Raw genomic sequence first — 12,157 nt, 5'->3', positions numbered from 1 at the left:
GTACCCGCCGCTAATGAAATTGGTACGTGTTCTTCCCTGCCCCTTTTGCCTGGTACATCGCTGTATCGGCGTTTTTGATTAGAATGCTTGTTTCTTTACCATCCTCAGGGTATAAGGAAATCCCTATGCTTGCAGATATGACAATTTCGTTGCCGTTGATAATAAACGGGGTATTTATGGCTCCAGCGATCCTTTCTGCGACCTCCATGGCCAAAGTCCTGTCACCCTTCGATAAAAGAATCAAAAATTCATCTCCGGCATAGCGAGATACCAAATCCTCTTCCCTGGTACAGTTCAAAAGGCGAGTTGCCACCTCTTTTAAAAGCAGATCTCCTGCAAGGTGCCCATACGTATCGTTCGCTTGTTTAAAGCCGTCCAAATCTAAAAATAACAGTGCAAATCTTGCGGTTTCAGTCCCCTTGCCATGAGAAACCTCGAGTAGACGATCCTCAAAAGATTTGCGGTTTGGAAGTCCAGTCAACTGATCATAAAATGCTAATTTTTGCAGAGTTCTTTCCCTGCTTACCCGTTCAGAGATATCCATAATTGAACCAGAAATGACAGGCCTGCCATCCCTTATTAAAATTGTACTGTAAAGCTCTACCTCAATGATTTTATCATCCTTCCTGATTGCCCTGATCTGCAGAACAGAAAATTCTTCATGATTATGAAGCTTGCTCATGATAGATTGAGCTACCAGATCATGGTCCTCGGGTACAATTAGGTCATGGAAATCCCTTCCAATAACATCTTCCCTTTTGTATCCCAAAATTTGCAAGAAGCGACTGTTCACATAAGTAATTCTTGCATCCTCGTAAGAAAAGATCCCAACGAGCGAGTCTTCCGTAAATCCTTTGTATCTTTCCTCAGCTTCCTGCATGGTTTTCTGTTGCCTCATGACAATGATGGTAAATGGACTCATGATCAGCAACAAAACAATGATGTCAATTAATTCTTCCTTATTGTTGACAGGTATATCCTGGTACCAATGAAGAACCCTTTGGAATACGACCATTTCTGCTACTTTAAGCATTAATACCCCTGCTAAAACAATGCCGGGCTTTATCTTCCATTTAAGCTTTTTAACTTTCCGGGATTTCATAAAATATCTCCATTGCCTTAAACGTTTTATAAAAAATTATATTATAAATACCTAATCGTTCAAGAAAATGATCTTCCAAATTGATAGAATCAGCCATATTAAGAAGCATCATAAGTCTAATAACTTAATCGAATCTTTCACAGAAGGGATAACCCGGGAGGAGAGGATACTCCTGCTCCAGCTTATTAAATCCCGCAGAAGGAGGATCGAAGGATGGGGTGTCAGGAAAAGTTAAAACCCTGTTTTATCAGTGCCGGCCCTACTTTTTTAGCATATTCTTCAAAGCCCTGATCATAAAAGGAGGCAATGCTCCCAGACCAGTTGTCACTTCTTTTCCTATCGCTTCTCTCTGCATGATATTTTGCCACCATATCATCATATTCGTTGATAAGTTCACTCTGTCTATCAGAGTTATATTGCTCTTTATGGTAGACTGCATCCAATGGCAGCCGTGGTTTTTGGCCAGGAATCTTCCTTGGTGCACCCACAGCAAGGCCAGTTACCGGGAACACGTAAGGCGGAAGCTTCAATTCATCTATAAAGGTTTCCGGGTTCCTTCGTATTCCGCCAATGGGGACAATGCCAAGTCCCATGGATTCTGCTGCCGCGATTGCATTGCCAAGGGCAATCCCGACATCAGTGGAACCAACGAGTAAAGCTTCTATATTGTCCACAATTTGAAGCTCTTTCCCGTTTTTCTCAGCAGCAATTCCCGCCCGGTAAAAGTCAAGACAGAAAACAAAAAACACAGGTGCCTCTTCAATCCATTTCTGGTTGCCTGCGTGTTTTGAAAGCATCGATTTTTTGGCGGGATCACGAATCTCAATCACACTGACCTGCTGGCCGTTGATCCAATTCGGTGCAGCCATTGCGGCTTCCATAATCACTTGAACCTGACATTCAGATATACCTTTTTCGGTATCAAACTCTCGTATCGAGCGATGGTTTTTTAACAGCTTGATTGTTTCATTCATTCTATCACTCCTCATATTCTCCACCTTACAATAAGTATAACGGTATTATCAAACATTCTGCGGCTTAACTCTTACGGACTGAAGAAATACTTTCGCATAGGACGATAGCCAAATAACATATCATTACAAAGGGAGAAATTATAAAGAGCATGACTAAAAGGTCATGAGCAAAAGGAGGCGGGCTTCCCATGTTAATCCGTCATCAGATGGTAAAGAAACCAGATGTGAAATACTGTAATGAAACTTTCACTCTCAGCCAGGCCCTTGGGTTTTTAAATCGGACTGGATACCGCTGTGTACCAGTCCTTGACAAGACACAAACAAGGTATATAGGCAATATATATAAGGTTGATATTTTAGAATACAAAGAAGGAAATTCCTTGGAAGAGGCTGTGTGTTCACTTGTCACTGACCGGGAAACCGTTCTATACGAAAATGACTGGTTTATGAAAGCCTTCTTTAACCTTAAACGGTATCCTTATTTACCTGTAATTGACGAAAAAGGAAACTTCGCCGGAATACTGACCCATGCCGCTGTCCTAGAGCTTTTAGAAGAGGCCTGGGGACTTCACAAAGGCAGCTACACTGTCACAATCGCCAGCCATGGAACACGGGGAACTTTGGCGAAAATGACTGCGATCATCAGCAAATACAGCGACATTCAGGGAGTCATAACACTCGATTCTTCCAGCTATCATGCGAGCCTGGTTCGCAGGGTTCTCTTTACTCTTCCAAAGGGGACCTCAAAGGATACCCTCGAAATCATAAAAGAAAAACTCGAACAGAATGGCTGCCGTGTCATCGGGATTGAAGAACATTAAAGATAAGGACTACCAGGACAAAACAAACAGTCCTGGTTTTTGACAGCTTTTTGTATGTTATAATATATCTATGCGTTTAATAAAGCATATATTTTTGATAAGGAGTCTTTAATGGATAAAAAACACCTATCGGCTCAAATTGGACAACGGTTGAGGTATTACCGGCTTCAGCGACAGTTTTCATTGGATGAACTTGCAGGAGCGACAGGAGTCAGCAAGCCCATGCTGGGACAGATTGAACGCGGGAACTCCAATCCAACAGTATCAGTCCTCTGGAAAATCGCTGCAGGCTTACAGATTCCCTTTGCTTCGTTTCTCGTCAATAACCCATCCATTAAGATTAAACGAGCAGGAGATCAGCCTGATTTCAGGGAAGATGATGATAAATTTGAGACCTACAATACATTCGCCTCACCAGGAATCCCACTCGAGACATACCGAATTCGATTACTTCCTGGGTGCATCCACCATTCAACCCCAGGCGGGATGGGCGTCTTAAAATTGCTAACCGTACATTCAGGAACTCTTACCATTAAAATTGGTTCGGAAGAAGAAAACGAATTATATACCGGCGACTCTATCTCATTCTCAAATGATGTTTTTCAAGTGTACCAAAATACAGCCGACGATGTTTGTGAGATAAGCATGTCGCTGTTCTATTCCAGCCATCAAATATAAAATTTTGGTTCATTAAAACCAACTGCGAAAGGATGTTCAACTTGGGAATGCATATTGAAAAGGTCTTTTATTTAGAAAACCCTGAAGCTGGAATAAAAAAATTTGCCACGGAGTCGCAAATCAGAGTAGAAAATATTGTAAAAGATGTTTTTGGCGTGGCAACAATTGGTGATTTACCAATGATGATTAAGTATAATAAAAAATTTCAGGGTTCAGTTTGCGATGTTAATCAAATTAAACCAAGTGAAATTACAGTGGACTTAATCTTTCGTGTAGCTACTAAAAACGATTTGCTGCCGCTAAAAATTCATTATCAACAGCTAAAGGAGCATAACAATCAGGATGCAGATACTCCTCCATTCAATACGGTCATCCAGCTGGGAGATGGAATCTTTCAGTGGGACGATAGTACGAATTCCTATATTAAAATGGAATCCAACTAAATCCTCCACTTAGGCATCTGGTAATTTATATAAATTGCACCACCTGGCTCTATTAACCGGAAAATAGCCATGAACATAAAGAACTTATATCCATGGCTATTCCATATGCTTTATTTTTCAGCCAGTTCCTCCAAGATAGGGAAAAGCTCTTCTAAATGTTTGATTTCGTATGTAGGAACTACTTCATTGCGTTCTTTATTATGCCGGTTAATCCATACCGATTTAATTCCTGCCCTGTTTGCCCCCAGAATGTCTGTCATCAGATTATCGCCAACCATGATCGCTTCTTCCTTCTGTAAAGACAAAAGAGACAATGCATGTTCAAATATGCCCGCATCCGGCTTCCCTCTGCCAAAGTCACCAGAAATAACAATCTCGTCAAAATAAGGGCTTAGTTCGGCAGTAATCTCAAGCTTTGTGTTTTGCAGATCAGGTGATCCGTTTGTAAGAAGCAGCAGCCGATAGTTCCCCTTTAACGCATCAAGTGTTTGAAACGTTTCTTCGTAGACAAACGGCACTTTTCTGCGCTCCGCTGGAAAAAGTTCACCTAGTTCGTATCCAAATTCCGGATCATCCACTCCCATTGCTTTAAGGCCCATTGTCCATGCATCCTTCCGGTAGCCGGGAGCCATGTCCTTCATCTTTTTAAAATCTTCCTGGTCATCCAAAAAATTTCCCCATAATCCTTCGAATGGATTAATTCCAATCATTTGAGTGAAAGGATAAATTTCATATGAGGAATATAACTTTCTTGCTGCATCACGAACAGCCTCTTCAAATTTCACCGGATCAAGGCCGTATTTTTCCTCCGCCGCTTTACAAGTTGCCACAAAGGCCTCCTGGATGCTTTTTTGATCCCAAAGAAGGGTATCATCCAAATCGAAAAAAATTGCTTTTATCATGCTGATCCTCTCTTTACCTAATAAATTTTATTATCTAAATAGTTTACCATTTTTAAAATTGAAAAAATACATAAAAAAAGGAACTTTCTCCCCTCACTTTCGCAAATATCTTTGTTCACGTTTACTTTTTTGAGAGGAAGGAACAGTATAGTAGTTATACTTTTATCAGTTAATGATGAAATCAGGAGGAATCAGCATGTTCTTAGAAAGCTTTATTAATCAAAAAATACAAATAAAACTCAAGAATTTTCCGGAACACCTTACCGGGCAAATGACAGGAATCTATGACCCAGATGCCTGGTACCTTGTAAAATTGATGAAAACCGAAAGCCTGGGAATATGGGTGGAAAATCCCTGCCATAAAAGAGTAAAAATACAAGAAGAAGATGGAACCGTTATACCGGAAGATAAACAAAAAGAAGAGGAATGTACAACAAACGTTCTTATTCGGTGGGAATATATAAGCTCTGTCATTACTTTCCCAGCGGAAACAACCATCGGTGTTGATAAAAAAGCGAAGTTAATCGGGTTTCGTCCATAAATCATAAATTAGTCCATTGCTCCGGCTTTGGGCCTTTTTTAACTCTTTATTCGGTGTTATGCTAGAATTATCAAACAATTCTATTCACTTCGGAGGTCGAAATGCCTAAAAGAAAACTGATCATTACTCAAAACCTCGAACAGAAACAGATTAATACAATCGAACAAATTGTACCCTCTTGGGAAATCATCACGGGGAAAGAACCTTCAAATTGGCAGGAACATCTCAACGATGCCGAAATTATTGTCGGTTGGAAAAAAGAAATAGCGAGTTCTCTCGACAGCTGCCCCTGTCTCCGCTGGATTCAATCCTGGAGTGCCGGGGTAAACAGCCTTCCCCTGGAACGACTTGAGTCACGAAATATCCTGGTCACTAGTGCCAATGGGGTCCATGCCTATCCGATTTCGGAAACAATCTTTGCCATGATGCTGGGGTTCACAAGAAAGATCAATACATATGTAAAAAATCAGCTTGAGAAAAAATGGGATCATTCCGGATTGAAGCACGAAATCCACGGTAAAACAATTGGGATTCTTGGAGTAGGCGCCATCGGAAAAGAAACGGCCAGAATTGCCAAGGCATTCAGAATGAACGTATTGGGCGTCAGGCATTCTGGAAAGCCAGAGGAATTTGTTGATAAAATGTATACTCCCTGGCAGCTGAATGAAATCCTCCCTCTATGCGATTACGTGGTGGTCACTCTGCCGCTCACAAAAGAAACACACCATTTATTCGGAAGAGAACAGTTTTCAAGAATGAAGCCTTCAGCCTTCATCATTAATATAGGGCGGGGAGCCGTCATTGATGAATCCGAGATGGTTTTAGCGCTGTCAGAAGGGAAGATCGCAGGGGCTGGGCTTGATGTCTTTGAAGAGGAACCATTAGGCGGAGACAGTCCTTTATGGGATATGGATAACGTCCTCATCACTCCGCATACCGCTGGATCAACCGAATATTATACAAAGAGGGTGATTGAGGACATTTTCATGCCTAATTTAAAAATGTATTTAAAAGGCGAATCTCCTGCGATCAACCTGGTTGATTATCGGAAAGGTTATTAGGCCTTGCTATATACTTATCTATGACGAATGACTCATCTTAAAAATAAAGAGGAAGGGCCGGAAAGCTCCCGCACCCCGGAAATATTTTAATAGGCCTACAATATACAGTATTGTAATTCCTTTTTTTCTGGAATAAGATGTTACTAGGTACATAGCCTTATAACAAGGAGAGGAAAATATGTTTTGTCCTAATTGCGGGGGCCAACTAAACCAAAGAGCAAGAGCTTGTTCTACCTGTGGACAAAGGCTTTATCAAAAATATACTGGAAAATGGCTCGCAAGTCTGTTTATAATTACGCTTGTCTTATGTGTAGGTCTTTTTTCATTTCTTTATGGAAAGTTAACACTTCCCAACCAAACTCAGCAAACTGTCAAATTGGCAACCGAGCCTGAACCTGTAAAACAAACCACTGTAAAACTGGTAGAAACCAGAACAAAGCTTACCGAAATAGAATCCAAGGATGTTTCTGATATTATTCAGGGAGCACAGCCAAAAGTATATACCATTATAAATGATTTTGGGCAAGGTTCAGGTTTCCTTATGAACAATAATGGTGATATCCTGACAAACGCACATGTTGTTGAAGGAAGCATCCATGTTACCATACGGAACCATCAAGGAACTGAATATAAGGGCACTGTCATTGGTTACAGCAACGAAGTGGACATTGCCGTCATCCGTGTTCCGGATTTAGCCGGAAATGAACCATTAATACTTGAGACGGTAAAGGAATCAAACCTTGGGGATGAAATAATCGCGCTCGGTACCCCAAGAGGTTTTGAGAACACTGCTACTCTCGGTAATATTAGCGGGGTAAATAGAAGCTTCGTTATTGAACCGCATACTTATGACGGGATCTATCAGATATCAGCTCCTATTGCCCCAGGAAGCTCTGGAGGCCCTCTTTTAGATAAAAATACAGAAAAAGTCATCGCCATAAATTCAGCCAGGCATACCCAGGAAACAAATATCGGCTTCAGCATCCCAATTTTTAAAGTAATTGAGATTGTAAATAGATGGGTCAGCTCGCCTATGTCAGAAGAGGAAATCTCAAATCTTTTCTATAATCATACAGGTCAATTCTTTTATCAAGACCTATATGATAGCGAGCATTACTTTGATGGTGGAGACTATGCGGAGGAATACGAAGAATACTACTTTTATGAAGAACCATATACCGAAAGTACCGATGACTCAATAGATGGCGATATGTACGAGGAAGAGTATGATGAGGAAGATTTGTATGGCGGCTATGAAGAGGATATTTACGAAGAAGAATACTACGATGAGGACGATGGTCAGGAAGAGTACATAGAGGAATACTATGACGAAGAAGACGAATATACTGATGAATATTTTGAAGATGAAGACGAAGCTGAAACCTCTGAAGAAAACAGCTATGATGACGAACTAAACGAAGATTCCACTGACAATGCGAATGAAGATAATGAGACTGAAAACAGCGGTGAAATAGGAGAAGAGCCTATTGATACCTCTGGAGATGATTCAGAATTGGAAGATTCCGAATCGAGTTTAGAAGACCTTACGGAAGAATAACCTTCACAAATGAGACGGGATCAGCAGCCTCCCGTCTCATTTTTCTGTCCGCTTCCCCATTTTAACATCATTTGTGCACCCCTGGATGCAGGCTTTCTATGCAGCTTCTTTCCTTCTACGAAATAACCTCTCTTTATAACGCTGGAAAACCCAAATGGATACAGCCAGCCAAAAGCTTGCAGCAAGATAGCCTCCGATGATATCGCTAGGATAATGGACGCCAAGATAGATCCGGCTAATCCCAATGGTAAGGATAAAGACTGTGCTGAATATAAGCAAGATGGTACGGCCCCACCTGACTGGAATATGTCTCCAGAGCAAAAAGGTCAGAATTCCGTATAAGGTAAAGGCATTCATGGCATGTCCACTCGGAAAACTGTACCCCCCTATTTCTATCAGCCTGTTTAGATCGGGCCGGGCACGCTGGAAAAAAACTTTAAGCAATTGATTCAGGATCGGTGATCCAATCATTACTGCCGCGAACAAAATCAGCTCTTTCCGATGCCTCAGTAACTTATAAAGAATCAAGAGGACCAGGAGAGACAGAGGCAGAACAACTGGAACAGAACCAATGGTAGTAAATACTTCCATTACAACAGTTAAACCAGGTGACTCCAAACCCTGGATATACGAGATAATGGCACTGTCAAAAAGCAATAATTTTTCCGCTCTGATTAAAAGTGCCAGGTACCCAAACGCCATAAAGGAAAAGAGACTTAGGATGAAAGCAACACCAAGCTGTTTTTTTAAATTCATAAAAAAGGACCTCGTCAGTATGATTTTAGAGACTTGCTGAAAAGAATTTTTTTATGACAATATCATATCATAGAGAATATTTTCCCCCATCCAGTTTTGCCTATCCCTCAGGCAAAATGGAGTATTCATAGTTCTGTTCATAAAAGTGCTGACTACAAGTGCTCGTTCATGCAGGGGAAAGTTTTTTTGTGATAATAGTATCGAAAAATTTTAATTTTGCACGAAAAAAATCCAGACTATTTATAAAAAATACTCTGGATAATCTTGTTTCAAATTCTTTTTATGGTCATTAACCAGCCTCAAGTGATTGATCATTAATTCCTCTGCCTTTTGAGGATTTCGCTGAACAATAGCCGTAAAAATTTGTTTATGCTGAATAACGATATCATTCCAATCTTTATTCGATGCCAGGCCTAAAATCCTTAGTCTGTCGAAATGACTTTTCAATTGATTAATCATTTTCCACGTCCGAATTTTCCCGCATTGCTCAAATAAAATTTTGTGGAATTCTTCATCCAGTTCAAACAACCGCTGGTGCGTGCCTTTCTCAAGGCAAAGTTCCTGCATGGTGACATTGGTTTCAAGGATGAACAGCTGTTCTTCCGTAAAATCCATACAAGCCATTTTAACAATGGACCTCTCAATGTTTTCCCTGACAAACCTAGCTTCTTCTACATGATTTAAATCAATTCTTGATACAATTGTTCCGCTTTGGGGATAAATACCTAAAAGCTCTTCCTGGGCTAGCTTCATGAATGCTTCACGCACAGGTGTCCGGCTTACCTGAAGCCTATGTGCGATTTCCTTTTCTGAAATTCTGGTTCCAGGCTTTATCTCCAAATTAATAATGTCATTTTTAAGAATATTGTAGACATATTCTCGTGTTGAACCCTGACGTACAGTACTGATAGATTCCACCCACCCAACCTAAGTTTGTGTAAATAATACTAGTATGGTAGTTATGGACTATTATATTACTTACAGTTAATATTATCTATAATTTTGCGCTTTATTTTAAATTTAAAAAGTATTACGCACCATACTACAATGATGAAACACATTAAACATTTAAAAAAAGATAGCATTAAATTATGTTTAACCTACTATTTTTATCAAAAAAACATTGCAGGTCGATCACTCTGCAATGTTTTAATTAATTGGAAGCCAGAAGAAGCTAGGCCCTCTCTCTGTTTTCAGAGTATATTAAAGGTTTTCCTTGCCTATACCCCGGAATAGGACATAAACCCGCCATCCACGGGGATTGTAATCCCCGTTACAAAGCCAGACATGTTTTCGTCTGCCAGCCATAGCAGGGTTCCTAGCAGATCCTCAGGTTTGCCGAATCTGCGCATCGGTGTGTGGGATATGATTTTGTTTGATCGATCAGTCAAGGAACCATCTTCATTCATCAGCAATTTCCGGTTTTGCTCAGTCAGGAAAAAGCCGGGGGCAATTGCATTGACTCTTATCCCCGCCTCTGCCATATGCACAGCCAGCCACTGGGTAAAGTTATCAATCCCCGCTTTTGCTGCACTGTAGGCAGGTACCTTTGTCATCGGAGCAGGGGCACTCATGGAAGACATGTTGATGATAACCGCTCCTTTTCTATTTAACATTTTCCTGGAAAATACTTGGGTTGGCAATAGTGTACCAAGTATGTTCAGGTTGAACACGGAACTGAATCCCTCTTGGCTCAAATCGAAGAATGTGGTAACTTCCTCATTTCCAAGGTCCTCCAGACGAAAAGTCTCATTGGTCGTGATTCCTTCAGGATGATTTCCTCCTGCTCCATTAATGAGAATGTCACAGATACCGAACTTTGCAGAAATGATTTCCTCCGCCCTCTGTAAGCTATCGATTTCCATCACGTTGCATTCAACTGCAATGGCTTCTCCTCCTGCAAGAAGAATTTCTTCGGCTACCTTTTCTCCTTTCGCAGCGGTTCGGTTAAGAATAGCGACCTTTACTCCCTGCCTCCCAAGTTCTTTAGCCATGGCACCGCAAAGGACTCCGCCTCCGCCTGTTATGACCGCCACCTTGCCTTTTAAATTGCCGTTAATCGGGAGCATGGTTCACCCTCCTTTCTGGCCTTCTCAAGTGAATCCCAGATTCCCCATAAATACATAATGCCAAGAGCCCTGTCATACAACCCGTATCCCGGTCTGCATTCTTCGTCAAAAATATGCCTTCCATGGTCCGGCCTGGCATATCCTGCATACCCAACCTCGTGGTAAGCCTTAACAATTTCAAGTATATCTATGGAACCATCCTGTGCCCTATGGGATGTTTCAATAAAGTCACCATTTTCTTCAATTCTTACATTGCGGATATGGGCAAACGGAATTCGTTCCGCAAATTCACGCACCATTGCCGCAACATTATTCGAGGGATTTGCCCCCAGTGAACCGCTGCATAACGTAATTCCATTGTAAGGGTTATCCACCAAGCGCAAGAACCTGCGAATATTGTCCTGGCTCGTAATAATACGCGGGAGACCAAAGATAGGCCACGGTGGGTCATCCGGATGAATGGCCATTAAAATGCCATTGCTCTCCGCAACCGGGATAATCTCTTCCAGAAAATACTTTAGATTCATCCACAGGTCTTCCTGGGATACATTTTTATAGGCATCAAAGAGATTGGATAGATGCAGTAATCTTTCAGGCTCCCATCCGGGCATGGTATAATCTGGGTCAGCCGCCATTTTGGCTACTAGCTCCATCGGATCTATATTTTCAATTTTTTCTTTCTCGTAGAAAAGAGCCGTGGATCCGTCTTCAAGTTCCTTATAAAGGTCCGTTCTCACCCAGTCAAATACAGGCATGAAATTATAGCAAATGACCTTTACTCCAACCTTTGCGAGCTTTTCAATTGTTTTTTTATAGTTTTCTATGTATCGATCTCTCGCAGGGAGCCCCAGTTTGATGTCTTCATGTACGTTCACACTCTCAACGACATCGATATTCAAGCCGTGCCTATCAGCCTGTTGTTTAACCTCGAGAATCTTTTCCATCGGCCATTCTTCGCCTGCCGGAATATCATGCAAGGCCCAGACGATTCCCTCTACACCCGGGATTTGTTTAATATGCCTGAGTGGAATTCGATCATTCCCCTCACCATACCACCTAAATACCATTCTCATCATTTTCCCTCCACCCTTATATTTGCTGTAACCGAAGTAACGTGAAGCTTGATTATGTTTAAGCTGGATTCCCTGTCATTGAACCATCCTTTGGAACCAGTTTGTAAATTTTAAAATGCTTGAGAATATGGCTGTCATCTTTGTTTTTAAAAATATATATTGTCCCATTTCCCCTTGAA

Annotated in this window: 13 protein-coding genes; 6 read left to right on the top strand and 7 right to left on the bottom strand. The window is 41.2% G+C overall.

The window, feature by feature from the left end; translation table 11 throughout:
• Window positions 1-10 precede the first annotated feature (10 nt).
• Both EV146_RS11280 and EV146_RS11275 read right to left on the bottom strand, forming a co-directional pair.
• Window positions 11-1,102, bottom strand: coding sequence for a sensor domain-containing diguanylate cyclase (locus tag EV146_RS11280; RefSeq protein WP_132005972.1), 1,092 nt, complete (start codon window positions 1,100-1,102; stop codon window positions 11-13).
• Window positions 1,103-1,323: 221 nt separating this feature from the next.
• Window positions 1,324-2,076 (bottom strand): NADPH-dependent oxidoreductase, encoded by a 753-nt coding sequence (locus EV146_RS11275; RefSeq protein WP_132005969.1) that lies wholly within the window; start codon window positions 2,074-2,076, stop codon window positions 1,324-1,326.
• Between the two features lie 188 nt (window positions 2,077-2,264).
• On the opposite strand from EV146_RS11275, the gene cbpA reads away from it, so the two are divergent.
• The 3 genes from cbpA (at window position 2,265) to EV146_RS11260 (ending at window position 4,018) form a co-directional block, all read left to right on the top strand.
• Entirely contained in the window at window positions 2,265-2,897 is a 633-nt protein-coding gene (gene cbpA / locus EV146_RS11270) for a cyclic di-AMP binding protein CbpA (protein WP_132005966.1), read from the top strand.
• 111 nt (window positions 2,898-3,008) lie between these two features.
• Complete coding sequence (locus EV146_RS11265; protein ID WP_132005963.1) at window positions 3,009-3,575, top strand: XRE family transcriptional regulator; 567 nt, start codon at window positions 3,009-3,011, stop codon at window positions 3,573-3,575.
• Between the two features lie 41 nt (window positions 3,576-3,616).
• Entirely contained in the window at window positions 3,617-4,018 is a 402-nt protein-coding gene (locus tag EV146_RS11260) for a hypothetical protein (protein WP_132005960.1), read from the top strand.
• Between the two features lie 110 nt (window positions 4,019-4,128).
• On the opposite strand, the gene EV146_RS11255 is transcribed toward EV146_RS11260, so the two are convergent.
• Window positions 4,129-4,920, bottom strand: coding sequence for an HAD family hydrolase (locus EV146_RS11255; RefSeq protein WP_132005957.1), 792 nt, complete (start codon window positions 4,918-4,920; stop codon window positions 4,129-4,131).
• Between the two features lie 172 nt (window positions 4,921-5,092).
• Here EV146_RS11255 and EV146_RS11250 point away from each other — a divergent pair, with 172 nt between their 5' ends.
• The 3 genes from EV146_RS11250 (at window position 5,093) to EV146_RS11240 (ending at window position 8,080) form a co-directional block, all read left to right on the top strand.
• Window positions 5,093-5,461, top strand: coding sequence for a hypothetical protein (locus tag EV146_RS11250; RefSeq protein WP_241993895.1), 369 nt, complete (start codon window positions 5,093-5,095; stop codon window positions 5,459-5,461).
• Window positions 5,462-5,562: 101 nt separating this feature from the next.
• Window positions 5,563-6,522, top strand: a complete 960-nt coding sequence (locus EV146_RS11245; RefSeq protein ID WP_132005954.1) for a D-2-hydroxyacid dehydrogenase — start codon at window positions 5,563-5,565, stop codon at window positions 6,520-6,522.
• A 178-nt stretch (window positions 6,523-6,700) separates the two neighbouring features.
• Complete coding sequence (locus tag EV146_RS11240) at window positions 6,701-8,080, top strand: trypsin-like peptidase domain-containing protein (RefSeq protein WP_132005950.1); 1,380 nt, start codon at window positions 6,701-6,703, stop codon at window positions 8,078-8,080.
• 96 nt (window positions 8,081-8,176) lie between these two features.
• On the opposite strand, the gene EV146_RS11235 is transcribed toward EV146_RS11240, so the two are convergent.
• The 4 genes from EV146_RS11235 to uxuA all read right to left on the bottom strand — a co-directional run bounded on the left by EV146_RS11235 (window position 8,177) and on the right by uxuA (window position 11,978).
• Window positions 8,177-8,836, bottom strand: coding sequence for a phosphatase PAP2 family protein (locus tag EV146_RS11235; RefSeq protein ID WP_132005947.1), 660 nt, complete (start codon window positions 8,834-8,836; stop codon window positions 8,177-8,179).
• A gap of 240 nt (window positions 8,837-9,076) precedes the next feature.
• Window positions 9,077-9,754, bottom strand: a complete 678-nt coding sequence (locus tag EV146_RS11230) for a GntR family transcriptional regulator (protein WP_373566057.1) — start codon at window positions 9,752-9,754, stop codon at window positions 9,077-9,079.
• Window positions 9,755-10,056: 302 nt separating this feature from the next.
• Window positions 10,057-10,905: an SDR family oxidoreductase gene (locus EV146_RS11225; RefSeq protein WP_132005944.1), complete on the bottom strand. Its 849-nt coding sequence runs from the start codon at window positions 10,903-10,905 to the stop codon at window positions 10,057-10,059.
• Window positions 10,881-11,978 carry a mannonate dehydratase gene (gene uxuA, locus EV146_RS11220; protein ID WP_132006873.1) on the bottom strand — a complete coding sequence of 366 codons (1,098 nt, stop codon included), beginning with the start codon at window positions 11,976-11,978 and terminating at the stop codon, window positions 10,881-10,883. Before uxuA ends, EV146_RS11225 begins: the two co-directional genes overlap by 25 nt.
• Window positions 11,979-12,157: the final 179 nt, after the last annotated feature.

The sequence above is a fragment of the Mesobacillus foraminis genome (assembly GCF_004340465.1).
Lineage (GTDB): Bacteria > Bacillota > Bacilli > Bacillales > Cytobacillaceae > Mesobacillus_B > Mesobacillus_B foraminis.
The sequence above is the reverse complement of the archived record's forward strand: the minus strand, read 5'-3'. Positions and strand labels throughout refer to the sequence as shown.